The organism is uncultured Tateyamaria sp. (assembly GCF_947487805.1).
GTDB lineage: Bacteria > Pseudomonadota > Alphaproteobacteria > Rhodobacterales > Rhodobacteraceae > Tateyamaria.
Genome location: NZ_CANKXW010000001.1, coordinates 1,069,847 through 1,094,874, shown reverse-complemented (window position 1 = coordinate 1,094,874; position 25,028 = coordinate 1,069,847). Strand labels below are relative to the sequence as shown.

General features: G+C 63.6%; 20 protein-coding genes. 7 read left to right on the top strand and 13 right to left on the bottom strand.

The genetic code is table 11. The features are described 5' to 3' along the window. Positions 1-30: 30 nt before the first annotated feature. Entirely contained in the window at positions 31-765 is a 735-nt protein-coding gene (locus Q0949_RS05480; protein ID WP_299369387.1) for a gamma-glutamylcyclotransferase, read from the top strand. Here the strand turns inward: Q0949_RS05480 and Q0949_RS05475 are convergent. From Q0949_RS05475 to Q0949_RS05465, 3 genes are all read right to left on the bottom strand, one after another. Beyond that, a complete protein-coding gene (locus tag Q0949_RS05475) occupies positions 762-3,392 on the bottom strand; it encodes a TRAP transporter permease (protein WP_299369385.1) in 2,631 nt (876 codons plus the stop codon). The two genes, Q0949_RS05480 and Q0949_RS05475, sit on opposite strands and share 4 nt — an antisense overlap. A gap of 99 nt (positions 3,393-3,491) precedes the next feature. Further along, positions 3,492-4,460 (bottom strand): TAXI family TRAP transporter solute-binding subunit, encoded by a 969-nt coding sequence (locus Q0949_RS05470; protein ID WP_299369364.1) that lies wholly within the window; start codon positions 4,458-4,460, stop codon positions 3,492-3,494. 340 nt (positions 4,461-4,800) lie between these two features. After that, entirely contained in the window at positions 4,801-5,412 is a 612-nt protein-coding gene (locus tag Q0949_RS05465; RefSeq protein ID WP_299369362.1) for a TetR/AcrR family transcriptional regulator, read from the bottom strand. Between the two features lie 150 nt (positions 5,413-5,562). On the opposite strand from Q0949_RS05465, the gene Q0949_RS05460 reads away from it, so the two are divergent. The 4 genes from Q0949_RS05460 to Q0949_RS05445 all read left to right on the top strand — a co-directional run bounded on the left by Q0949_RS05460 (position 5,563) and on the right by Q0949_RS05445 (position 9,963). Next, the gene (locus Q0949_RS05460; protein ID WP_299369360.1) at positions 5,563-6,027 is read left to right on the top strand and encodes a (2Fe-2S)-binding protein; all 465 of its coding nucleotides are present in this window, start codon (positions 5,563-5,565) and stop codon (positions 6,025-6,027) included. 2 nt (positions 6,028-6,029) lie between these two features. Continuing rightward, positions 6,030-8,210, top strand: coding sequence for a molybdopterin cofactor-binding domain-containing protein (locus tag Q0949_RS05455; protein WP_299369358.1), 2,181 nt, complete (start codon positions 6,030-6,032; stop codon positions 8,208-8,210). Between the two features lie 107 nt (positions 8,211-8,317). Next, positions 8,318-9,217, top strand: coding sequence for an L-threonate dehydrogenase (ltnD, locus tag Q0949_RS05450; RefSeq protein ID WP_299369356.1), 900 nt, complete (start codon positions 8,318-8,320; stop codon positions 9,215-9,217). After that, positions 9,214-9,963 carry a TIM barrel protein gene (locus tag Q0949_RS05445; protein ID WP_299369354.1) on the top strand — a complete coding sequence of 250 codons (750 nt, stop codon included), beginning with the start codon at positions 9,214-9,216 and terminating at the stop codon, positions 9,961-9,963. Before ltnD ends, Q0949_RS05445 begins: the two co-directional genes overlap by 4 nt. Here the strand turns inward: Q0949_RS05445 and Q0949_RS05440 are convergent, their stop codons facing one another. The 9 genes from Q0949_RS05440 to Q0949_RS05400 all read right to left on the bottom strand — a co-directional run bounded on the left by Q0949_RS05440 (position 9,964) and on the right by Q0949_RS05400 (position 20,300). Further along, entirely contained in the window at positions 9,964-11,883 is a 1,920-nt protein-coding gene (locus tag Q0949_RS05440; RefSeq protein WP_299369352.1) for a beta-galactosidase, read from the bottom strand. Then, positions 11,880-12,719, bottom strand: coding sequence for an SMP-30/gluconolactonase/LRE family protein (locus Q0949_RS05435; protein WP_299369350.1), 840 nt, complete (start codon positions 12,717-12,719; stop codon positions 11,880-11,882). Before Q0949_RS05435 ends, Q0949_RS05440 begins: the two co-directional genes overlap by 4 nt. After that, positions 12,716-13,318 (bottom strand): 2-dehydro-3-deoxy-6-phosphogalactonate aldolase, encoded by a 603-nt coding sequence (locus Q0949_RS05430; RefSeq protein ID WP_299369348.1) that lies wholly within the window; start codon positions 13,316-13,318, stop codon positions 12,716-12,718. The genes Q0949_RS05435 and Q0949_RS05430 overlap by 4 nt, the downstream gene beginning before the upstream one ends. Next, positions 13,315-14,205 (bottom strand): 2-dehydro-3-deoxygalactonokinase, encoded by an 891-nt coding sequence (locus Q0949_RS05425; protein WP_299369346.1) that lies wholly within the window; start codon positions 14,203-14,205, stop codon positions 13,315-13,317. The genes Q0949_RS05430 and Q0949_RS05425 overlap by 4 nt, the downstream gene beginning before the upstream one ends. Then, positions 14,205-14,975 (bottom strand): SDR family oxidoreductase, encoded by a 771-nt coding sequence (locus Q0949_RS05420; protein ID WP_299369344.1) that lies wholly within the window; start codon positions 14,973-14,975, stop codon positions 14,205-14,207. The genes Q0949_RS05425 and Q0949_RS05420 overlap by 1 nt, the downstream gene beginning before the upstream one ends. Positions 14,976-14,996: 21 nt before the next feature. Continuing rightward, a complete protein-coding gene (locus tag Q0949_RS05415) occupies positions 14,997-17,081 on the bottom strand; it encodes an alpha-galactosidase (RefSeq protein WP_299369342.1) in 2,085 nt (694 codons plus the stop codon). Continuing rightward, on the bottom strand, positions 17,078-17,926 hold the full coding sequence (locus Q0949_RS05410) for a carbohydrate ABC transporter permease (protein ID WP_299369340.1): 849 nt from the start codon (positions 17,924-17,926) through the stop codon (positions 17,078-17,080). The genes Q0949_RS05415 and Q0949_RS05410 overlap by 4 nt, the downstream gene beginning before the upstream one ends. Before the next feature lies 1 nt (position 17,927). After that, positions 17,928-18,923, bottom strand: coding sequence for a sugar ABC transporter permease (locus tag Q0949_RS05405; RefSeq protein ID WP_299369338.1), 996 nt, complete (start codon positions 18,921-18,923; stop codon positions 17,928-17,930). A gap of 144 nt (positions 18,924-19,067) precedes the next feature. Beyond that, positions 19,068-20,300, bottom strand: coding sequence for an extracellular solute-binding protein (locus Q0949_RS05400; protein WP_299369336.1), 1,233 nt, complete (start codon positions 20,298-20,300; stop codon positions 19,068-19,070). 231 nt (positions 20,301-20,531) lie between these two features. Between Q0949_RS05400 and Q0949_RS05395 the strand changes: the two genes are divergently transcribed. Further along, a complete protein-coding gene (locus tag Q0949_RS05395) occupies positions 20,532-21,320 on the top strand; it encodes an IclR family transcriptional regulator (protein ID WP_299369335.1) in 789 nt (262 codons plus the stop codon). A 15-nt stretch (positions 21,321-21,335) separates the two neighbouring features. Beyond that, positions 21,336-22,397, top strand: a complete 1,062-nt coding sequence (gene ugpC, locus Q0949_RS05390) for a sn-glycerol-3-phosphate ABC transporter ATP-binding protein UgpC (protein WP_299369333.1) — start codon at positions 21,336-21,338, stop codon at positions 22,395-22,397. A gap of 304 nt (positions 22,398-22,701) precedes the next feature. On the opposite strand, the gene ptsP is transcribed toward ugpC, so the two are convergent. After that, complete coding sequence (gene ptsP, locus Q0949_RS05385; RefSeq protein WP_299369331.1) at positions 22,702-24,942, bottom strand: phosphoenolpyruvate--protein phosphotransferase; 2,241 nt, start codon at positions 24,940-24,942, stop codon at positions 22,702-22,704. Positions 24,943-25,028 lie beyond the last annotated feature (86 nt).

Genomic DNA, 25,028 nt, shown 5'->3' with positions numbered 1-25,028 from the left:
TGCCCGCCGACTCCGACCAAAGGCCCCAACGTGACCCACAGCACCGACCCGTTTGCGCACCACCCCGAATTGCGCGACCGCATCACCCCGACACAAGCGTCTTTCTTCCGGGATTTCACCCTCGACAAGCTGGTGGACCACCACCCCGAGATGGCGCACATGCGCGGCTGGGCCCACAGCGACGCCACCCGAGAGGCCCTGCGCGCCGACGCCCTTGCAGACCACGAGGGCGACCTTTGGATCTTTGCCTATGGCTCGCTGATGTGGGACCCGGCGCTGGTGTTCCAGGAGGTCCGGCGCGTACACGCACCGGGCGTCGCCCGCCGCTTTATCCTCTGCGACGACAAAGGCGCGCGGGGCAGCAAGCAGGCGCCGGGACTGATGGCGGCGCTGGATCACGGGACGGGATGCGACGGTCTGGCCTACCGGATCGCCGCCGCTGACGTAACGGCGGAAACCCGGAACCTGTTTCGCCGCGAACTGATCGGCCCCGCCTATATTCCGGCCCACATCCCCGTGCTGGCCGGAGACGCGCAGATGACCGCGCTCACCTTTCTGGCCGACCCCACCTGCCCCGACATCCTCGGCGCGATCTCGCGCACGGATCAGATCCGCATGATCGCCACCGGCGCGGGCGTTCTGGGCAGCAGCCTCGACTACCTCAGGAACGTCACAACGCAATTGGCAGAGCTCGGCATCGACGATCCCGCCTGTACCGATCTGCTGCGCGCGGTCGAGGCCTATACCGCCCGCACAGGCCCCTAGAACGCGGGCTGCGTGGCACGGCGGCTCTGCAACAGGACCAGCCCGCCCAGCAGCAACAGCGCCGGGATAAAGAACAGCTCTTTCGGCATCCGGTCGTTTTCGATCTGGACCGCCGTGACCTGCACCGGCGTGTCACCGTAGAAATCATACTCGTTGCCAAGGCTCTCGAAGAATGGCGTGCCGGGGAACGGCTCGTCCATGGCCAGAACCTCACCATCGGGGATCACCGCAAGGCCCTGCGCATCAAGCGCCCCGTCCGCATCGCCGCTGATCGCAGGCAGAGTGATGGTCGTCGGCCTGATCTTGCCCGTGTCGAAATCCGGTCCCTCGACCAGAACGCGCACCTCATTGCCGGTCTCTGCGCTGGCCAGCAACTCGATAGCCGCAGGTCCGGACGCGGTCTGATACTTCTCGCTGACCTGATCCAGCAGGTAATCGGGCCGGAACAGCATGAACGCAATGACCAGCAGCGCCACGGTCTCCCACGTCTTGCTCTTGGCGATGAAATAGCCCTGCGTCGCCGCCGCAAACAGCATCATCGCAATGAGCGAGATAAAGAACACCAGCACCGCCTTGCCCAGACCCACATCGATCAGCAGCAGATCGGTGTTGAAGATGAACAGGAACGGCAATAGCGCCGTGCGGATGTCATAGGCAAAGCCCTGCACGCCCGTCTTGATCGGATCGCCCCGACTGATCGCCGCCGCCGCATAGGCGGCAAGGCCCACGGGCGGCGTATCATCCGCCAGAATGCCGAAATAGAACACGAAAAGGTGCACCGCGATCAGCGGAAAGATATAGCCCGCGGACGCGCCCACGGTCAGGATCACCGGCGCCATCAGCGACGACACCACGATATAGTTGGCCGTGGTCGGCAGGCCCATGCCAAGGATCAGCGACATGACCGCCACCAGGATCAGCAGGATCCAGATATTGCCGCCCGCGATCACCTCCACCACCTGCCCGATGACCTGATGCGCACCCGTCAGGCTGATCGTGCCGACGATCACACCGGCGGCACCGGTGGCAACGCCGATCCCGATCATGTTGCGCGCGCCCAGGATCAGCCCCTGGATGAAATCGCGCCACCCTTCGACGGTCGCGCCGCCAAAACCCTCGCCCCGGAACATCGCCTTGAGCGGTCGGTGCGTCAGCGCCACCACGATCATGAAGATCGTGGCCCAGAACGCCGACAGCGACGGCGACAGCCGGTCGAGGCTGTCGGTGCGCACCATCAGGTTCCACACAAGGATAAAGATCGGCAGCGCGAAATAGGCCCCGCCCAGCAACGTCGGCGTCAGCCGCGGCGCCTCGAGCGGACCATCGGGATCGTCCATCGCCACGTCTGGATAGCGCGACGCCATATAGACCAAGCCGAGGTACAGCAGCGCCACGATCACCACCGCACCATAGACGCTTTCGGCCATGAAATTGTCCAGCACGCTGCGCAGCCCGATCATGATGAACGTACACGCGCCGAGGAAGATAAAGCCCGACAGGAACAGGATCAGGATCAGCACGGGGCCGATATGACGCCCCGCTTTCTTGAGGCCCTGCATCTGCATCTTCAGCGCCTCAAGATGCACGATATAAAGGAGCGCGATGTAGGAAATCACCGCCGGCAGAAACGCGTGCTTGACCACGTCGATATAGGGGATGTTGACATATTCGACCATCAGGAACGCCGCCGCCCCCATGACGGGCGGTGTCAGCTGGCCATTGGTCGATGAGGCAACCTCGACCGCGCCCGCCTTTTCCGCCGGAAAGCCGATGCGCTTCATCAGCGGGATGGTGAACGTGCCTGTGGTCACCGTGTTGGAAATGGACGAGCCCGAGATCATGCCGGTCAGCATCGAGGACAGCACCGACGCCTTGGCCGGACCACCGCGCAGCGCGCCCAACATGGCCACCGCCACCTTGATGAACCAACTGCCCCCGCCAGCGCGGTCGAGCAGCGCGCCAAACAGGACAAAGAGAAAGATCATCGATGTCGATACACCCAAGGCCACGCCGAACACGCCCTCGGTCTGCATCCAGTAATGGCCCAGCGCCTTGGACAGCGACGCGCCGCCATAGTTGGTAATGTTGCGCGCCCATTCCGAATAGCCGCCAAAAAAGGCGAACGCGACAAAGATGCTGGCGATGATGACCAGCGGCAGGCCGAGCGACCGATAGACCGCGATCAGCAACACGACCATCCCGATGGAGGACATCACGATGTCCGACGTGCTCCACAATCCGGGACGGTCCGCGATCTCGAACCGGAACACGACAAGGTAAAGACAGGCAGCCACGCCCAGCGCCACCAGCACCCAGTCATAGGCTGGGATGCGGTCGCGTGGCGATGATCTGAACAGCGGAAAGGCCAGCGTTGCCAGCATGATGGCAAAGGCCAGGTGCACGAACCGGGCCTGCGCGACAATATTGGCAAAAAGCCCGATGCCCGTGGCCTGGGCTAAAACACCGGGCACCTTGGACGCGATATAAAGCTGGAACAGCGACCAGACGATGCAGGTCCCAATGATCAGGTTGGCCTGAAAGGCAGAGGACGGGTTGCGCGCGCCGGTGTCGGCCTCAGCGACAAGGTCGTCGGCGGTCTGGTCCACGGTGGGTTGCTGATCGGTCATGGTCTGGTCCCCGTTGCGCGGGCGTTTGGCACCCGTCTGCTGGCTGTGTCGTCATGGCAAAACGCCCGGGGAGATCCCCGGGCGCTGCATTGGTGTGGCTCAGTCGATCAGACCCAGCTCTTTGTACGCCTTCTCCGCACCGGGGTGCAGCGGGGCGGACAGACCGTCCTTGACCATCTGTTCGGGGTCAAGGTTGGCAAAGGCAGGGTGCAGCCCGCGGAAGTCGTCGATGTTCTCCATCACCGCCTTGGCCACGACATAAACCGTGTCCTCGGGCACGTCCGCCGATGTCACAAAGGTCGCTCCCACGCCGAATGTCGTGGTGTCACCGTCGGTACCCTTGTACATGCCGCCCGGAATGGTCGCCACGCGGTAGAACGGGTTGTCGGCCACCAGCTTGTCGATGGGCGCGCCCGTCACGGACACCAGTTGCGCGTCACATGTGGTGGTCGCTTCCTTGATGGCGGCGGCGGGGTGACCGATGGTGTAGATCATCGCGTCGATATTGCCGTCACACAGCTGCTTGGCCATTTCCGAGCCCTTGTACTCGGTCGCCAGCGCCAGATCACCCATGCCGATACCAAACGCATCCATCACGACTTCCATCGTCGCGCGCTGACCGGAACCGGGGTTGCCCACGTTGACGCGCTTGCCCTTGAGGTCCTCGAACCCGGTGATGCCGCTGTCGCCGCGCACGATCAGGGTAAAGGGCTCTGGGTGTACCGACATCACGGCACGGATGCCGGGGAATGCCGCATCGCCCTCGAATTTCGACGTGCCGTTATAGGCATGGTACTGCCAGTCGGACTGGGCCACGCCGAATTCCAGCTCGCCACCCTTGATGGTGTTGATGTTGTAGACCGACCCACCGGTCGATTCCACCGCACAGCGAATGCCGTGTTCCTTGCGCGACTTGTTCACCAGACGGCAGATGGCACCGCCCGTCGGATAATAGACGCCCGTGACGCCACCCGTCCCGATCGAGATAAACTCCTGCGCGGTCGCAATCGGCGCCGTCAGAAGTGCGCCGGCCATCACGGCCGCGCTGATTTTGAGTTTCTTCAACATCTGGATACTCTCCCATAAGGTGTGTGACCCGGCCGGTATGCTCCGACTGCGTGGGTCTGTCCGCCTAGACTGCCGATAGATTCCCGAACGTCAACCTTTGTCACCACATCGCCGACATCCGCCCCTTGGGCATCTTTGCCCCCACCATGTCATGAAACCACCGCGACACCTGACGCCCCACGGAACCCTCCGGTGACGCGCGGATGCAAGCGGTGATTTTGTTATGAAAACAAAAAGATAGATGGCCGTGACCGGCCCGGTTTTCGGGGTGAACGCGGCTTTGCCCCGTCGGCTGGCGGGCCGGTCTCAGGGTCCCGCGCTGTCCGCTGACCCGGCCGGTTCAATCATGGCGCACCGCGTAATGGGACAGGATGATATCCACGCTCGTTTCTGCAATGCGCTCCATTTCTTCGGGCGACACGATGTCGGCCCCGAAGATCACCGGCCAGAACGCCTTGGCCTTGATCAGCGCCACGAACTCTTCCGCCGCGGCTTGCGGGTCGGGCACGCGCAACTGTCCGTCCGCGTCCGCGGCGCGCAGCATGTCGGCAAACACGGTCGTCTTGCCCAGTTTGCCCTGCCCGGCCTGCGCCAGTGCCGGGTCGCGCAAAGTCTCGCTGATCAACATGCGCGACATTGCCATCGTATCGGGCGAGGTCAGGATGCGCCCCTCTGCCATGGCCAGCGCACGCAGCTGCGCGCGCACCGGCTCACCGGGCACAAAGGTGATGTCCAGCGTATCCGTCAACCGCGCCGACAGCGTCTCGACAATCGACAGGAACAGATTTTCCTTGCTTTCAAAGTGCTTGTAGACCGTCCGCTTGGACACGCCCGCCCGCGCCGACACCTGATCCATGCTGGCCGCAGCAAAGCCCTTGGCCTGAAATTCCCGCACGCCCGCCTCAAGGATCAGCGCACGTTTGGACATCGGTTCTGGCGGCGTCGTGGTCATGGCCCAGCTTTGAAACATTCAGGGGCCGCGGTCAAACCGTCTCGCAAATTGCGCCAATGTAAACTCACCAGTTTACAGATGGCGAAATCGCACTATCATGACGGGTATCGCGATGCTTTGCGCAGGCAACCCAGATGAGGGAGACCCAGAATGGCCATTTCACTGAAACTCAACGGCAAGACCCACGCGGTCGATGCCGACCCCGGCACCCCGCTCTTGTGGGTGATCCGCGATGAACTGAAGATGACGGGCACGAAATTCGGCTGCGGCGTGGCCTCCTGCGGGGCCTGCACCGTGCACCTGGACGGCGCGCCCGTGCGCTCCTGCCAGACCTATATCGAAGACGTCGAAGGCGCCGAGGTCACCACGATCGAAGCCATGGCCGAGGACCGCATCGGCGCGGCCGTGCAACAGGCATGGGTCGAACTGGATGTGGTGCAATGCGGCTACTGCCAGTCGGGCCAGATCATGTCCGCCGTGGGCCTGCTCAGCGAGAACCCCAAGCCTTCGGCGCAGGAGATCGACGATTATATGTGGGGCAACGCCTGCCGCTGCGCCACCTATCAACGTATCCGCGCGGGCATCCAACGCGCCGCTGACATTCTGGAGGCGTGACCATGACCCTCAACGCAACCCGACGCGGTTTTCTTCAGGGCGCTGCTGCCGCAGGCGCGATCCTTCTGGTGGGTGTGCGCCCGGACGGGGCCATCGCGGCCTCTGGCGATGCGCAAATGATGAACCCTTTCGTCAAGATCGGCGCCGATGGCAGCGTCACGGCGATTGTAAAGCATTTCGAAAAGGGGCAAGGCCCCGCCACCGGCCTCACCACCCTCATCGCCGAGGAAATGGGCCTGCGCATGGATCAGATCGGGTACGAATTCGCGCCCTCCGATGCGACGCTCTATAACAACACGCTCTTCGGCCCGTTCCAGGGCACGGGTGGCTCCACAGCCATGGCCAACTCCTACCTGCAATACCGCACCGCCGGGGCCGCCGCGCGCGAGATGCTGATCGCCGCTGCCGCCCAGGACTGGGGCGTGGAGGCAAGCGCGCTGACACTGGCTGAGGGCATGATCACCGGCGCAGGCAAATCCGCGCCTCTGGGTGATTTCGTCGCCACCGCCGCCAGCCTCGACGCGCCCGCGGAGCCCAAACTCAAGGACGTCTCCGAACTGCGCCTTATCGGCAACCCGGACGTCCGCCGCGTGGACAGCGCGATCAAGGGCAACGGCACCGCCATGTTCGCCATGGACGTCAACTTGCCCAACCAGATGGTCGCGATGATCGCCCGCCCCGAACAGCAGCGCGCCACCGTCGCGGGCTTTGACGACAGCGGCGCGCGCGGGATCAAAGGGTTCATCCGCGCTGCCACCCTGCCCAACAACGCAGGCGTCGTGGTCTATGCCGAACACACATGGGCCGCCATGCAGGCGCGCGACGCGCTGGTGGTCGATTGGGACACCTCCGCCGCCGAAACCCGCAGCTCGGACGAAATCGAGGCCGAAATCCGCGCCGCCCTCGAGGCCGAACCCACCTACAACGTGAACAAGGCCGACACCGCCGCCACCCATGACGCCATAGACGGCGCGGCACAGGTCGTTGAAAACACGTTCTACTTTCCCCTCCTGGCCCACGCCCCGATGGAGCCGCTCAACTGCACCATCGAACAAACCGACGATGGCGGCATCCTGCTGCATGACGGCTGCCAGTTCCCAACAGGGCCACACATGGCGCTCGCGGAAATCTTCGGACTGCCCATGGACAAGGTGCAGATCAACACAATGCTCGCGGGCGGCTCCTTTGGCCGCCGGGCCACCCCGACCGCCGATTATCAGGTCGAGGCGGCGCTGGCCTTTGTCCTCACCGACCGCACCCGGCCCGTGCACCTTGTCTGGTCGCGCGAGGATGACCTGCGATCGGGCTATTACCGCCCCGCCTTTGGCCACAAGGTCCGCGTGGGCCTAGACACGCAGGGCAGGATCGTCGGCTGGGACCACCGCATCGCGGGCCAGTCGATCATGAAAGGCACTGCGTTCGAGGCGTTCAGCGTCCAGGACGGCGTCGACCATTCCTCGGTCGAAGGCACCTATGACAGCCCCTACCGGATCCCCGGCGCGGCCTTTGGCCTGACCGACACCGAAAAGGCCACCAGCACCCTGTGGTGGCGGGCCGTGGGCCACACCCACACCGCCTATGTGATGGAGGTGATGATGGACATGGCCGCGCGCGCCGCAGGTCTCGACCCCGTGGACTTCCGCCTGACCTATCTGGCGGGCGACGGGGCCGATCAACAGCGCAAGGCGGGTGTCCTGCGCATGGCGGCGGAAAAGGCGGGCTGGGGCAACGCCCCCGCCGGGCACAGTCAGGGCATCGCCGTGCACAAGTCCTTCGGCTCCTACGTGGCCGAGGTCGTGGAAATCTCGGGCAACGCCACCGACGGCGTGCGGATCGAGAAAGTCACCTGCGCCGTCGATTGCGGCGTGGCCGTGAACCCCGACGTGATCAAGGCGCAGATGGAAGGCGGCATAGGCTACGGCATCGGCCACAACATGCGTGACCGGATCACGCTGACGGGCGGTGTCGTGGACCAGTTCAACTTTCCCGACTACGAACCCCTGCGCATCAGCGACATCGCCGCCATCGACGTCCACATCGTCAACAGCGCCGAAGCGCCCACAGGCGTGGGCGAACCGGGCACACCGCCTGCCGCCCCGGCACTGGCCAACGCCATCGCCGCGGCCAGCGATCTGCATGTCGCCAGCCTGCCCATGGCCGACAATGGCGTGTCCTTTGTCTGACACCTGAACACGGGGCCCCGGCGGAGGACACCGCCGGGGCCATCACGTCCCTTGCCCTTTGCCGGTCAATGCCCATGATAGCGCAAACCGCACCGCAGGAGACGACCATGCCCCACACCACCGCAGTCATCGGCCTTGGCTCGATGGGATATGGCATCGCCACGTCCTGCCTTGCCGCTGGCCACGTCACCCACGGCTTTGACGTGGCCGCCGCACAGGTGGACCGCTTCCGCGCAGACGGCGGCGCGCCGGGCACGCTGGCCGAGGTCGCGGGCACGCTTGATGCGGTGATCGTCGTGGTGCTGAACGCGGCCCAGACCGAAACTGTCCTTTTTGGTGCGGACGGCGTGGTGCCACGGCTGCAAAAGGGCGCGGTCGTCATGGCCTGCGCCACCGTGCCCCCGGATTTTGCCCGTGACATGGCGGCGCGCTGCGAGGCGCACGGCGTCCACTATCTGGACGCGCCGATCTCTGGCGGATCGGTCAAGGCCGCCCAGGGCGCACTGTCGATCATGGCCGCAGGCACCCCCGCCGCCTTTGACGCCGCCGCAGGCATCCTTGAGGCCACCGCCGAAACCGTGTTCCGGCTGGGCGATGTCGCAGGCCCCGGCTCCGCGATGAAGGCCGTCAACCAACTGCTCGCTGGTGTGCACATCGCCACCATGGCCGAGGCGTTAACCTTTGGCATGACCCAGGGCGTTGACCCTGCGCAGTTCGTCGAGGTCATCAGCAAATGCGCAGGCTCCAGCTGGATGCTCGAAAACCGCGCGCCGCATATCGTGGCCGGGGACTACACCCCCCACAGTTCGGTCAACATCTGGCCCAAGGATCTGGGTATCGTGCTGGACATCGCGAAATCCGCGCAGTTCAGCGCGCCGATCACCGCCGTGGCGCTGCAACAGTTCGTCGCCGCCGCCGGGATGGGACTGGGTGGCGAGGATGACGCCGCCGTAGCCAAGGTTTATGCCCGCAACGCAGGCCTGACCCTGCCCGGAGAGAACACATGAAATTTTCCGCCAATCTCGGATTTCTCTGGGCCGACCGCCCGTTGCCCGATGCGATCCACGCGGCCCACGCCGCCGGCTTTGACGCGGTGGAATGCCACTGGCCCTATGACACGCCCGCCGCGGATGTGCGTGCCGCCCTAGACGCCACCGGCCTGCCCATGCTGGGCCTGAACACGTCGCGCGGCGATGTGGCGGCGGGTGAAAACGGGCTGGCCGCCCTGCCCGACCGCGTGGCTGACGCGCGCGCCGCCATTGATCAGGCGATTGCCTATGCCGATGTTGTGGATGCGGGCGCGATCCACGTCATGTGCGGCTTTGCCAGTGGCGCGCAGGCGCATGCGACCTTTGTGGACAACCTGCGCCATGCCTGCGCGGCGACGTCTCGCAAGATCCTGATCGAGCCGCTGAACCGCCACGATGCGCCCGGCTATTTCCTGCAAACGACCGATCAGGCGCGCGCCCTGATCACCGAGGTGGGCGCGCCCAATCTCAAGCTGATGTTCGACTGCTACCACGTGGGCCGGACCGAGGGCGACATCCTCACCCGGCTCGATGACCTGCACGACCTGATCGGCCATATCCAGTTCGCCTCCGTGCCCGACCGGGGTGCGCCCGATCACGGAGAGTTGGACTACGCTACGATCTTTGCCCATCTGGCCGCCTGGCCCGCGCCGCTGGGTGCGGAATACAAACCCGGCGGCGACACCGACGCGACCCTGGGCTGGCTCAGCACCGCACGCGGCTGATCACCGCTGTTTGCGTAAGACACCGGCGGGCGGCAGGAGTTGCCCGTCGACCTGGGCCGCGTGGGCCGCATAGTTGAACCAGAACTCCTCGCCCCCCGCCGCGCGGCGGCGCACCCCTTCGGGCATCTCCACTGTCTCAAGCGCGGGGGCCAGTTCGCGGATCAGGCGCATATGCGCGTCATCATCGCCCCAGCCGCCTACATAGACCGTGCGCGCACCGCAGCGCACCGCCACCGGCGCGCCCTCTTCGGTCGTCATCACGACGTCGCTACCGCCCTCAAGCTGTTCAAGATAGCCGATGATCTGACCACCCCCCGCCACATCGAGCGGCATGTCAGGTCGCATCGACTGCACCCGCGACACGGCCAGATCACTGCCCGGCCACGCGGGCGGCAGAGGCGTGGGGATGCAGAAATGCGCATCCCGCGCGCCCGACCGCGGCCCCACGATCACCTGACCCTCCGCCGCCTCCAGCGCGGTTTTTAGATCTTCCGCCATGTGCATCAACCCCGGCGCCAGCACCAGATCATACCCGTCAAAATCGCGGCACGTCACCGGAACGATATCCACCGACAGCCCCAGCTTGCGGCACGCCCGGTACCAGTCAAATACCAGCCCGAAATAGCTCAGCCCCGCCCCGTGCGGCTGCACCGCCCAGGCCGCATCGGCATCGTAGTCGAACAGGATCGCAACAGGCGCCTGCGCCACCTCCACATCCGGCGACCCTGCCAGCTCTGCCATCACCTGCCGGGCCTCACCAAACGCCTCGGCCTCCGCGGAATCGGGGCGCAACAGGCCGGCATGCATCTGCTCCTGCGCAAACGGCGCCTGACGCCAGCGGAAATAGCACACCGCCTCCGCCCCATGGGCAAAGGCCTCCCACGTCCACAACCGCACCATACCCGGCAAGGGGGCCGGATTGTACGGCGCCCAGTTCACCGGGCCGGGCTGCTGCTCCATCACCCACCAACGGCCCTCACGCCCCACGGCACGATAGAGATCATGGTGAAAGGCCTGAAAATCCGGATCCCCCTGTCGCGCATAGGCACGCTGATGCGCGTCACCAGCCCCCGACCGGTCCTCCAGAAACCCCAGAGGATAGGAATCCCACGACGCGATATCCAGATCCGCACCCACCTTGAAGTGGTCGAAATCCGTGATCCGCCCCATGTAGTTGTGCGCAATCGGCGCATCCGAATGGGCCCGCAGAATATCCACCTGCGCCCGGTTGAACGCCACCACCTGATCGGACGCAAACCGCCGGAACGCATGGGCATGCGCCGGGTTCACCTCTGTTACGGTCAGGTTGGGCAGGCCAATCTGATCGAAATCGTCGTAATCCATCGACCAGAACACATTGCCCCAGGCCGCGTTCAGCGCCGCGATATCCCCGTCATTGCCCGCCCCCGGAAACTGCGCCCGCAGCCAGTCGCGGAACGCATCGCGCGCGGCATCGGAATAGCTCAGCACCGTGTCGTGACAGCTATACTCATTGTCCGTCTGCCACGCAGCGACGTGCCCGTTGCGCCCGTATCGCTTGGCCATCGCCGTCACGATCCGGCGGCACTCCTCCAGATATCCCGCATGGGAAAAACAGTAATGCCGTCGCGACCCGTAGCCGCGCACGCGCCCCTCTGCATCCACAGGCAACATGCCCGGATGCTTGGCCACGACCCAGGCAGGCGGCGTGGCCGTGGGCGTGCCCAGCACAACCTTGAGCCCCGCGGCCCCCAATGTCTCGATCGCGCGGTCCAACCAACCCCAGTCATAGGTGCCCTCCACCGGCTCCATCCGCTTCCACGCGAACTCACCAATGCGCACCCATGTCAGGCCCAGATCGGCCATCCGCGCGGCATCCTCGGCCCACTGCGCCTCTGGCCAGTGTTCGGGGTAATAACAAACGCCCAAGGTCCGCTTCATAGGATCACCTGATGTTCCCGCTGGCCCATCACGCCAGCCTCGATTTCAAAGGTCATGCCGCCTTGGCGCTCGTCCGCACCCTGCGCGGCAGAGGTGACAAACATCCGCGTGCCATCAAAGGCCGGACAGGTCGTCTGGCTCGCGGGCAAGGCAATGCTGCGCAGGAACGCGCCATCCGCACCATAACAGGCCACCCGCCCCACACCCCATTGCGCGTTCCACAGGTTTCCGCCCGCATCCACCACACAGCCATCCGGGTTCAACCCGTCAGCGCGCAGGTCAATGAACGCCTCCGGCGCGCCCGCAGGCCAGCCGTCAGCATCCAGCGCAACCCGCTGAATACGCTGCGAAAACGTGTCGGTGAAATAGGCCGTCCGCCCGTCAGCGGCAAAACAGATCGCGTTGGATATCGTGATCCGGTCAAAGAGCTGCCGCAACTCTCCGCGATAAAACCGATAGATCGCCCCGGCGTGCGGCTCTGCACCCACACCCATCGTCCCGATCCAGAAGCCACCTTGCGGATCGGCGCGCCCGTCATTGGACCGCGTGACCGCATTGTCCGCCTCCAGCCCGACAACCAGATCGCGCGCGCCGGTGGTAATATCAAACCGCCACAGCCCCGTGGCCGACGCCATCAACAGCGTGTCATGGTCGACCCATCCGGCGGCAGAGACATATTCGTCAAACTGCCACGCCTGCCGCGTCTCGCCCTTGGCAAAGAGCGTCTTTCCCAGAATATCAAACCAGAATAAGGCTTTGCGTTCAGGGTGCCAGATCGGCCCCTCGCCCAGCGCACAGCGCTGGTCGTCGAACACCGCCACCTGCGCGCCGGTCATTGGCCCGCGTCGTAGGCAGCGACCATGTCGGCGGCACGGCTCGCCACATCCGCCACGGACATCCCCGGTTTATAAAGCGCCGACCCGATGCCAAACCCGGTTATACCGGCGGCAAACCAGTCCGCGAAATTTGCAGGCCCCACACCGCCCACGGCATAGGTCTTGGTGCCCTTGGGCAAGACCGCGCCAATGGCTTTGAGGCCCTCGACACCCAAAAGGGACGCGGGAAACAGCTTCAGCCCATCCGCCCCCGCATGCAGCGCGGCAAAGCATTCGGTGGGCGTCATCACCCCCGGAAAGGACAGCATCCCCGCCTGTTTCGTGGCCACGATCACGCTGGCATTGGCATCGGGCGACACCACCATGTGCGCGCCCATCTCGTGCAGGCGTTCAACGTCGCACACATCCAGAACGGTGCCCGCGCCGATCATCGCGGCATCGCCATGGGCGTCCAGCATTTTGCCAATGCTGTCAAAGGGATCGGGCGAGTTCAGCGGCACTTCGATCCGGGTGATCCCGGCATCGACCAGCGCGTCTGCGACCGGGACGGCCTCATCCGGGGTGATGCCACGCAGGATGGCAATAATCTCTCGGCTCATGCGGCCTCTCCGTAAATCTGGGTGTAGGCGGCGGTCAGGCCTGCCAATGTCATTTCCTCGACGCCCGCCATGTGGGTCGGCACGCCCTGCGCCTCCAGCGCGGTGATATAGGCGCGGCTCAGCGCCTCGGCCCCGATCATCGCAACCTGCTGGCCCAGCCAATAGGGCCGCATCGCGGCCAGTTCGGCCCCGATCAACAACCCGGACAGACGCGCGCGTGCGGCATCGGGGTTGAGACCGGCCAGCAGCCCTTCGGCCCGCAGCGAAAAGAGCGACGCGGCCAGCGCCTCGGGCCGCGACAGCGCCTGATCAACGCCCGCGTCAAAGCTCGCCTTGTCCCAGCCGCCGCCCACCGAATGGCGCAGCACCGATTGCGTGGACAAGAGCGAGAACATCTCCCCCGTCATGGCCGTCCGAAAGCTGACGATTTCGCCCGCGCTGACATGCACCCACTTGGTATGGGTGCCCGGCAGGCAGATGACGCCGTCGAACTGCGGATAGGTGGCCAGATAGCCCGCAATCTGGGTCTCCTCGCCGCGCATGACGTCGGCGGGTCTGTCCTGTTTGACACCCGGCAGGATGCGCACGTTCAAATCCGTGTCAGGTACCTGCACGGCCTCTGCTGCACCCGGCGGGGTGCAAGGGGTGGTGGCATAAGGGGCCTCTTGCCAGCCCTGCCGCGATCCGACCATGCCGCAAGCCAGCACGGGCGCGGGCAGCACGTCACCGATCAGCGCCAGCAGCGCAGGCTGAAACCCGTCGCGATCCAGCCCGCCCATGCCGCGCCCTGATTGCCGACGGTCCAGCACGACGCCATCGCGGCCCATCAGCCACGCGCGCAGCTGCGTCGTGCCCCAGTCCACCGCGATCCACGCCACATCCGCCATCAGCCCGTCACCACCACGCCGCCGTCCACCACCATGGCCTGACCGGTCATCATCCGGCTGGCCTCAGAGGCCATGAACAGGGTCGTGCCCACGATGTCGCGCGGCTCAAGATGTTCTTTCAGACACTGCCGGTCCATATGCGCCTCCAGCCCCTCGGGCGTGGCCCACATGTCCAGCTGTTTCTGCGTCAGCACCCAGCCCGGCGCCAGCGCGTTCACCCGGATCTTGTCGGGCCCGAACTCGCGCGCGAGGCTGCGGCTCATGCCCGTGATGCCGCTGTTGGCCGCCGTATAGATCGGATAGCCCGCATTCCCCATCATGTAGCTCACGGACGAAAAGTTGATGATCGACCCGCCGCCCGCCGCACGCATGCCCGGCACAACCGCCTGACAGGCAAAGAAATAGGCCTTGAGGTTGATCGCAATCATCCAGTCCCAGAATTCGCTGTCCACATCCAGCGTCGCATGCCGCTTGTCATTGGCCGCGTTGTTCACCAGCACCGTGATCGGCCCATGCGCCTCCGCCGCCTGATCGATGCACGCCTTCAGCAGGTCGGTATCGGTGATGTCACACTGCATGAACAACGGCCGCACCCCGTGCTTGGCCTCCATCTCGTCGCAAAATTCCGTCGCATCCGACCGCCCGACAAAGGCCACCTTGGCGCCCTGCTCGATAAACCCCTCGGTCAGCGACGCGCCAATGCCTGAACCGCCCCCGGTGATGAACACCGAAGCCCCGGCAAGGTCGTGGAATGTGGCAATGTCTTTCATGGCTCAACTCTCTCTGGCAGGTCAGGCAAGGTCGCCCTTGATGACCCACATCCGTTCCGGAAAACTCCACGGCAATGTCAGGCCATGGTACATCAAATACGCCCCGCTCACCACGAACGGCCCGGTCTTGAGCGCATTTTGCCCGCGCGACAGCTGATCTACATCCTCGCGGTTGATCAACTCCACCCGGTACTTGGCCTCGGGGCTCAGCCGCGTCAGCCGCAGGGGCCGTGGCGCGATCTGATCGCTCGTCGCGGATTTGCCCGCGAAAACAACGAACTGCCCGCCGCCTTCCTCAAGATGCTGCTCGGCAAACACCGCCGGGTCCGCACTGTCGAGGCGCAGGATATCCGCGCGCGTCATCCAGTCGCGGTTGCCCTTCCACCACGCGGTCACGTCCGTCAGAACGCCCGCTTCCTCATCCGTCAACTCGCGCGGGTCCATCTCGAACCCCATGTGCCGCTGTGCGGCCACCCAGGCCCGGAACCGGATGTCCAGCGTGCGCCCCGAGGTGTGGCACGTGCGCGGGCCCACATGGGACCCGGTCACCGCCATCGGCAGGAAAATCGACGCATTGTGCTGAATGCGCAGCCGCTCGACCGCGTCATTGCTGTCGCTCAGCCACACACGCTGCGTCCGCTCCATGATGCCGAAATCGATCCGCCCGCCCCCCGAGGCACAGCTTTCAATCTCCACATGTGGAAACTCGCGCCGCAACCGGTCCAGCAACGTATAGGACCCCCGCGTTTGCGCCGCATCGGGCATCGGCAGCACGCGGTTGTGGTCCCACTTGATATACTCGATGTCGTGGCGGCTCAGGATGTCGCTGATGCGCGCAAACAGGAACGACTGCACCGCAGGCAGGGCCATGTTCAGCGCCATCTGCTGACGGCCCATGATCTGATCCTCGCCCCCCAGCGCCCAATCGGGATGCGCGCGGAAGATATCCGAGTTCGGATTGATCATCTCCGGCTCGAACCAGATGCCAAAGGTCATGCCCAGCGATTTGACGTGATCGATCAGCGGCGTCAGACCATCGGGATATTTCCTCGGATCAACCTCCCAATCCGACAACGCCTGCGTGTCGTCATCGCGGTTGCCAAACCATCCGTCATCCAGAACAAAGCGCTCCGCGCCCAGCTTGGCGGCACGTTCGGCAATGTCCTTCAACTCATTCAGATTGTGATCGAAATAGACCGCTTCCCAACAGTTGTAATGCACCGGGCGCGGCGCATCGGGCCGGGGGAAGGTGACAATCCGGTCGCGCAAATGGCGCTGGAACGCCACCGCACAGCCGTTCAGACCATCATCCGAAAACACGGCATAAAGCTTGCCCGTGGCAAAGGATGTCTGCGCCGATCCCTCGACCCGCGCCGCGTGCCCGAACTGGATCTGGCGGCGGCCATCGGGCAATTCCTCGGCGACCATACGGTGCCCACCGGACCAGCCATAATGGAACGCATAGGCGTGGCCCGACGCATTCGACGCGCCCCGAACCGGCACGATCAGGCCAGGGAAGTGTTCGTGCCCCGTCCGGCCCGTGCGGTTCTCGCGATATCGGATGCCCGGCGACCACGGCGTGCGGTTCATCTGGAATTCGCCACACCAGCGGCCCGCGAAATCGATCATCTCATCCGCCAGCTGCGGCGCCGGAAACACCGGGGCCGACAGCCAGTGCAGGTGCATGGGCCGGTCGGCCTCCACCTCGGCGCTGGCCTCGATGATATGGGTCGCAGGATCGATGGCGAACCGCGCGCGATAGGTCAGCGTCCGGTCCTGATCCAGATAGGTCAGCACCAGAACGCCGTCGCCCAGATCCGCCTGTTCCAGACAGAACTTGGGCAGGAACGGCGTGCCGTCCCCGTCACGGATGATCAGGCCGGGCTGTCCCGGAAAGGACCGCGTGGCCTCTGGACAGATGCTGAGTTCAGGATTCGCATCCAGCATTCCGCCCGTCACATCAAGGGTATAGGCCTCATAGAGGGTCGTCAGGTCTTCTTCGTCCGGCAGGCGGGGTCCCCAATAGACGACCTCCGCCAATCGGCCCCTGTCAGAGCCGAGAACCAAAGACTGACGCCCGTCATCGAGCCGCCAGCATCTTATCACTTAACAGCCCCCAGGGTCAGACCGGCAATAAAGTGCCGCTGCATAAGGAAGAAACAGGCCACCGGCGGGATCGCAGCCAGCAGCGAGGCTGCGGAGACGAGGTGCCAGTTGTTAACGAACTGTCCATTCAGCGCCCGCACACCGGCCGTGATCGGCTTGGCGCTTTCGCCTTGGGTCAGCACGTTGGCCCAGAAAAAGTCGTTCCACACGAAGGTAAAGATCAGCACCGCCAAGGCGGCAATCGCCGGACGCACCAGCGGCAGGACGACATACCAGAAGATCTTCCACTCCGCGATGCCCTCGATCCGCGCGCTTTCGATCAGGTCGAACGGCAAGGCCTTGATAAAGTTACGCATAAACAGGGTACAGAAGCCGGTCTGGAACGCCGCATGGAACAGGAACTGCCCCGCGATCGTGTCATAGAGACCGGTTTGCACGGACATGTCGCGCACCGGCACCATGAGGATCTGGAACGGGATGAAGTTGCCCGCCACGAACAGGAAGAACAGCGGCAGCGCCACCCGGAACTTGTAGATCGCCAGCGCGTATCCCGCGAGGCACGCAAGTGCTACGGAAATCATAACGGTGGGTACGGTGATCAGGACGGAGTTCCACATGTACTGCGCCGCAGCCGACTGGGTGAAGACGGCCGTATAGTTCTCGATGATCGCGAATTCCGACGGCCAGCCGAACACGTTGCCCGAGTTGATGTCCTTGGCCGACCGGATCGAGGTCAGCAGGATCGCGAGCAGCGGCAGCAGCCAGATGATCAGCGCAACGGGCAGGAACGCCTGGTAGGCTGCGCGCGCGGCGGGCGTGGATTTTTCAATAGGACGTGGAAACATCTTACCGGCCCCCCTTCTCGTCTTGATACATGCGCCACAGGAAGTAGCTGATGAAGAACAGCATGATGCCGAACAGAACCGTCGCCACGGACGAACCATAGCCATAGCGCTCGCCATATTCCGAGATCGCGACCTCGTACATGTAGTGCGACAGCACGTTGGTGGAGCCGAACGGTCCCCCCTGGGTCATGATGGCGATCATGTCGAACGACCGCAGCGCCCCGATCACCGTCACGACGACCGCGATGAAGGTTGCGGGCTTGAGTTGCGGCACCACCACGTACCACAGCATCTTCCACCCCTTCGCGCCATCCAGGCGCGCCGCTTCGATCTGGTCTGCGGCCACGTTGTTCAGTCCGGTGAGATACAGGATCATGCAATAGGCAATCTGCGGCCACAGGCCTGCGGCGATGATGCCATAGGTCGCCCATTCCGGGCTCGACAGGATGTCAGGCGCGGGGCGCGAACACACAAAGGTCACGTTGCCGAGGATGTTGGTGGTCTCTTCGCAGAAGATCGCCTTCCAGATCGTGCCGACCACGCCGAAGTCCGGGTTGTAGAACCAGCCAAAGATCAGACCCACAACGACCTGGGAGATGACGAAGGGAAAGAAGAACATCGACTTGTAGAACCGCATCCCCGTCACCGTCTGGTTCAGGAACAGCGCGATGAACAGGCCCAGTGGCACGGCCAGCATGTAGAGCACCAGCCACGCGATGTTATTGCGCAGGGACGTCCAGAAATTCGGGTCGTCCCACAGCTTGGCATAGTTGGCAAAGCCCACCCATGTCGCGGTGGAGTTGCCGTCGGCATCATAGAGACCGTTCCATTCGTAAAGGCTGAGCCAGAGCGATTCAAAGATCGGGATCACGACATAGATCGCAAAGAAGATCAGAGCGGGGATCAGAAAGATCCACGGCGCAATCGCCAGCTTGTTGCGCTTCATCCAACTGGGTTGGGGTCGGACGTCTGTTTGGGGCAAAACCGCATGGGCCATGAGCGCACTCCTGATGAGAGGATCGGGCTGTCCCCGCGGGGACAAAATTCAACCTTTTGAAAAGACAGATACTTTTGTATTTACAAAAGGTTAACGCGAGAAAGAGCGGTGGGGGTGGGCAGCGATGCCCACCCCCTCAAAGTCTTACTTGTAGACTTCTTCCTGAACGGTATCGAGACGCTCAAGAATGGCCATCTTCTTGGAGGGGTCCAGCATGAATTCCTGGAAGCCTTCCATGCCCGCCTTGGCCATCGCCGCGGGGGCGTCACGGTCAAAGAACTGGGCCAGACCTGTGGCGCTGTTCAACAGGGCGAAACCTTCCTGGATGAACTTGTCGTCCGAGATGTCCGCCTTGGAGTTGATGGGCAGCTGACCGATGGTCTTGTTCCACTGGGTCTGCACATCAGGGCGCGCGACGAAGGCCAGGAATTTCTTGGCATCTTCGACGTTCTTGGCGTTGGCAGGGATAAAGAAGGCGTCCGCAGGCGCTTCTTCGGCCGGTGCCACCGACGGATCAATTGTCGGGAATGGCATGAAGTCGATCTGGTCTTCGGTCAGACCGGCATTCTTGTAGCCGTCCACCGAGAAGTTGCCCATCACGTACATCGCCGCGTCACCGTTGGCGAAGGGTGCAATCGCATCCTGCCAGCTCATCGAGGCGTGGTTGTCGACAAAGCCACACTCGTTGATCAGCGTTTCCCAGTTGTCGAATGTCGCGACGATACGGGGATCGGTGTACTTGATTTCGCCAGCGGTCAGTGCGTTGTGCACGTCATAGCCGTTGGTGCGCAGGTTGATGTAGTCAAAGACGCCAGCCGCGGTCCACAGGAACTTGGTCCCGATGGTGAACGGTGTCACGCCGTTGGCCTTCATCTTGCCACAGGCCGCCAGCAACTCGTCCCATGTCTGGGGCTCTTCCAGCTCAAGCAGGTCAAAGATGTCTTTGCGGTAGTAGATGCCCCACTGGTAGTAGGAATAGGGCACGCCCCAGATCTTGCCATCGCGGCTCATGGTTGCCTTGATCGCGGCCAGATCTTCGTTGAAGCCGTTGTCGGCCCAGACGTCATCGACGGGCTGGAACAGGCCCGCATCGACGAAGGGTGCCATGCGGTTGCCGGGATACCAGCTGGTCACGTCAGGCGCGTCAGCGGTCAGGAAGTTGCGAATCGCTGTCTTGTGCGCTTCGCGGTCATTGATGTTGACGATCACGTTGATGTCGGGGTTCTCAGCTTGGAACTGAGCCACGGCATCTTCGAAGCCCTTTTTGGGGCCAGGGTTGAGGTCGTCAAAGTTGATGACCAGATCGCCAGCCATCGCCGCTCCGGCCATAGCCGACAGGGCAATCGCCGCTGTTGCGGTTTTCAATTTCAGGAACATGGTTTCCTCCCTTAGTTCCGTTTCTCCCGGTCCGGAGCTTGTAACATTGCCCCGGAAACGAAAAGTCAGATTTCTTTTGACTTACAGTCTCGCTTTGTGGATGTTCCACATAGTGAAACCGAATTCCAACTATTGGAACTATGCGGCGGAGCTGGCGGCAGGTCAACAGATTCATTTCAGGCAATGCGCTTTGAATGGGTCGGGCCCCGCAATCAGGTTTGGGAGGACCACATGAACACGGCAGCCCCCCGTTCGGGGGATGGAACCATCGGCAAGGCACTGGAGGTGCTGGACCTTGTTGCGCAAGCCGAACGGCCTGTGCGGTTCTCTGAACTGTTGACCATGTCCCACCATCCCAAGGCGACGCTGTATCGGCTGGTGCAGACGCTGACCAACCTCGGCATGTTGCGTTATGACGTGGACCGGCAGACCTATGCGCCCGGTTTGCGCCTTGTCAGCCTGGCCCATGCGGCGTGGCGGCAAAGTTCGCTGGCCCCGATCGCGCGGCCGCATATCGATGCGCTGAGCGAGACGCTGGGCGAGACCGTGCACCTCGCGCAGCTGGATGGCGGGCAGGTTCTTTATGTGGACAAGCGCAACGCCAAGGACCCGATCGAGATGTTCAGCCAGGCGGGCAAGGTCGGTCCGGGATATTGTACCGGCGTGGGCAAGGCGATGCTGGCCTTTCTGAGCGATGACGCGCTGGAGGTGGCGCTGTCGCAGCAGGCGTGGTTTGCGCACACGCCCCACACCCACACGACGCGCGAATCGCTTTGTGCCGATCTGGAGGTCGTGCGCCGAGAGGGCGTCGCCTATGACCGTGAAGAGCATGAGCCCGGTATTATTTGCGTGGCCGCGCCCATCCTGTCGGATGCCGGGCGGTCCATCGGCGCGCTGAGCGTCACGACATCCACCACCCGCAAGACACTGGATGATCTGTCCGGCCTTGCGCCATTTCTCAAATCCACAGCCCGCGACATCGCGGGTGCGGCTGCCAATTGGCAGTTTCCAAGCCATTAACGAGGGGGAGACCTAATGACTGGCGTCACATTGCAGAAAGCCATCAAACGGTATGGGGCCACACAGGTCATCCATGGCGTAGACCTGACCATTGATGACGGTGAGTTCTGTGTGTTTGTCGGCCCGTCGGGCTGCGGCAAGTCCACGCTGTTGCGTATGATCGCGGGTCTGGAGGAGACCAGCGACGGCCAGATCAACATTGGTGCGCGCGACGTCACGCACATGGACCCGGCCGAACGCGGCGTGGCGATGGTGTTTCAGACCTATGCCCTGTACCCGCACATGACGGTCGAGGAGAACATGGGGTTCGGCCTGAAAATGAACGGCGTGCCCAAGGACGAGATCAAGCGCAAGGTGGACGGTGCGTCCAAGATCCTGAAGCTGGACGATTACCTGAGCCGCAAGCCTGCGGCGTTGTCGGGTGGTCAGCGTCAGCGTGTGGCCATTGGCCGGTCGATTGTACGGGGGCCGGATGTGTTCCTGTTCGACGAGCCACTGTCGAATCTCGATGCCGAGTTGCGGGTGGACATGCGGGTCGAGATCGCGCGTCTGCACAAGGAGCTGGGCACGACGATGATCTATGTGACCCACGATCAGGTCGAGGCGATGACGCTGGCCGACAAGATCGTGGTGCTGCGCGCGGGCTATATCGAGCAGGTGGGTTCGCCCATGCATCTCTATCAGGATCCGGACAACAAGTTCGTGGCGGGCTTTATCGGTTCACCGGCGATGAATTTCGTGAGCGGTGTGGTCGAGGCGGGTGGCGTGCGTGTGCCGGGTCTGAACGACCGGCTGGTGGCGACGTCCGTGGCGTTGCCCGCGGCGGGGACGGCTGTCACCGTCGGGGTGCGGCCGCAGGACATGGAACTGACGGAAGGTGCGTCGCCGATCACGCTGGACATCCGCGAGCGTCTGGGCGGGGTCGCCTATGACTATCTCACCACGCCCACGGGCGAGCGGGTGATCGTGGAGTCCAAGGGCGATCTGGCCATGGAAGAGGGCACGCAAGTGACCGTGAGCTTTGACGATGACCGCGTCATGTTCTTTGACGCCGAGACCGAGCAGCGCATCCGCTGACCGCATTCGTTCCTGAAAATCGACGCCGCCGGCCCTGCTGGCGGCGTTTTTTTGCGCCTGTGGAGGACGTAAAATCCGTCTGTGGGTAAACGACAGAGTATTGCCCGGTATTGTGGGGTTTCAACGTATCTTTTGGGGATATCCTGGTCAAAAGAGTCCGAAATTCACGCGGACTTTTGTGATCAATGGCCAAATTGACCTGTGGATAATTTTAGGCAGAGATGTGCCCACACGCACAGGGTTATGAAGGTGACGCGTGCACGTCACCTGACAAGCCGTTCAACCGATTGGAAAAACCGTCGTTTCAAGTCTGCTGGCGCAGATACTCCATGATCGCGGGTCGGACGTTCATCTCGCCGCGGTGGCGCGCGTCGGCGATGACCTTGCGCACCTCGTCCAGATTTGACCGCCGCAACAGGGACTTGACCGGCCCGATTGACGCGGGGCGCATCGACAGGCTGCGCAGTCCGATGGCGGCAAAGCACAACGCCTCGACCGGGCGGCCCGCGTCCTCGCCGCAGAAGGACAGCGGCGTGTCGGTCTGCACACACCGTTCGACGATGCGTTCGATAAAGCTGAGGAAGGACACGTTCAGCGTATCATAGCGACGCCGCACGCGCTCGTTTTCGCGGTCCGCGGCAAAGAAGAACTGCTTGAGATCATTGCCCCCGATCGACAGGAACCCGACCTCTTCAAAGAACTTCTGCGGCGCAAAGGCGAGGCTGGGCGTTTCCAGCATCGCGCCCACCTTGAGCTCGGACGGCAACACGTGACCCAGCCGCGCCTCGCGGTCCATGGCCTTGTCGACCTCGGCCCGCGCGCGCGTGTATTCCTCGTACTGCGCCACAAAGGGGAACATGATCGTCAGCGGACGGCCGTTGGCGGCACGGATCAACGCCTGCAACTGCATGCGCATCACGCCGGGCTTGTCCAATCCCACACGGATCGCCCGCCAGCCCAGCGCCGGGTTGGGTTCGTCATTGGGCTTCATGTAGGGCAGCACCTTGTCGGAGCCGATGTCGAGCGTGCGAAAGATCACCGGCTTGCCACTGGCCGCGTCCAGAACGCGTGCATAAAGCGCCGACAGCTCTGACCGGCGCGGCATCTGGTTGCGCACGAGGAACTGCAATTCGGTCCGGAACAGGCCCACGCCTTCGGCCCCCGACCCCACCAGCGACGGCAGATCGGCCATCAGACCGGCATTCATGTGCAAGGCCACAACTGATCCACAGCGGGTTTCGGCAGGTTTGTCCCGGATCGAGGCATAGCGTTCGACCGCCGCCGCCTGCATCGCCATCTTGTCGCGAAAGGCCGTGACCACGGTGTCATCGGGGCGCAGGTGCACAATGCCCTGTTCGCCGTCGACCATGACGTGATCGCCATTGAGCGCCTCGAGCGTGGCGCGATCCACATGGACGATCAGCGGGATGGCCAGCGCGCGGGCCACGATGGCCGCGTGACTGCCGACGGAACCTGCCTCAAGAATGATGCCGCGAAGGCTGCGGCCATAGTCCAGCAATTCGGCAGGCCCGATATTGCGCGCCACAAGGATCGGGTCGGCAGGCATTTCGGCGCCCGTATCAGCGCCCTGCCCGGTCAGGATGCGCAAGAGGCGGTTCGACAGATCGTCAAGATCGCTCAGCCGTTCGCGCAGGTAGTTGTCAGTCGCCTGCCCCATGCGGGCACGCGCCAGAGATTGTTCCTTTTCCACCGCCGCCTCGGCGCTGAGACCGTTCGAGATGTCCTCTTGCATGCGCCGCATCCAGCCCTTGGAATTGGCAAACATCCGGTAGGCTTCGAGCACCTGCGCCTGTTCCTTGTCACCTGCGGCCAGTGCCAGCATCTTGTCGACGCCCACGCGCAGATCCTCGACCGCTTCGGTCAGGCGTTCCATTTCGCGGTGCGGGTCATCGGCAATCGGGTTGGTGACGACGACGCGGGGTTCGTGCAGCCAGATATGGCCCTCGGCCACCCCCTCTTGAGCCACCGTGCCGCGCAGCATCGAGGGCTGGCTGTGGCGCGCGCCCATGGCACTGCCCTCGCCCACAAAGGCGCCCAGTTCGGTCATCTCGGCCAGCACCATGGCGACCACTTCGAGGGCATAGACCTCGTCCGCGGAAAATTCGCGCGCCGCCTTGGACTGGACCACCAGCACGCCCAGCGCCTCGCCCAACCGCTGCACCGGCACGCCGAGAAAGCTGGAAAACACTTCTTCGCCGGTTTCGGGCATGAACCGGAAGCCCTTGGCGCTGGGGGCGTCGGCGGTGTTCACGACTTGCCTGCGCAGGGCCACGCGGCCCACGAGCCCCTCGCCCAGGCGCATCCGGGTGCGGTGCACGGCGTCCGCGTTCAACCCTTCGGTCGCGCAAAGTTCGAGCGTTTCCTCGTCGCGGAACAGGTAGATCGAGCAGACCTCGCAGCCGATGCTGTCCGCGATGAGATGGGTGATTTTGTCCAACCGCGCCTGGCCCGGGTCATCGCCTGCCATGGCGTCGCGCAAGCGTCCCAACAGCTTGCGGCTTTCGGTTTCAATGCGTTCGACCATATGCGCCGTGATCCCCCCGGGCGTGCCTGCGATCTCAGCTTAGATCACAGCACGGATCAAAGCGAAACGACAAAGCGCGCCATACG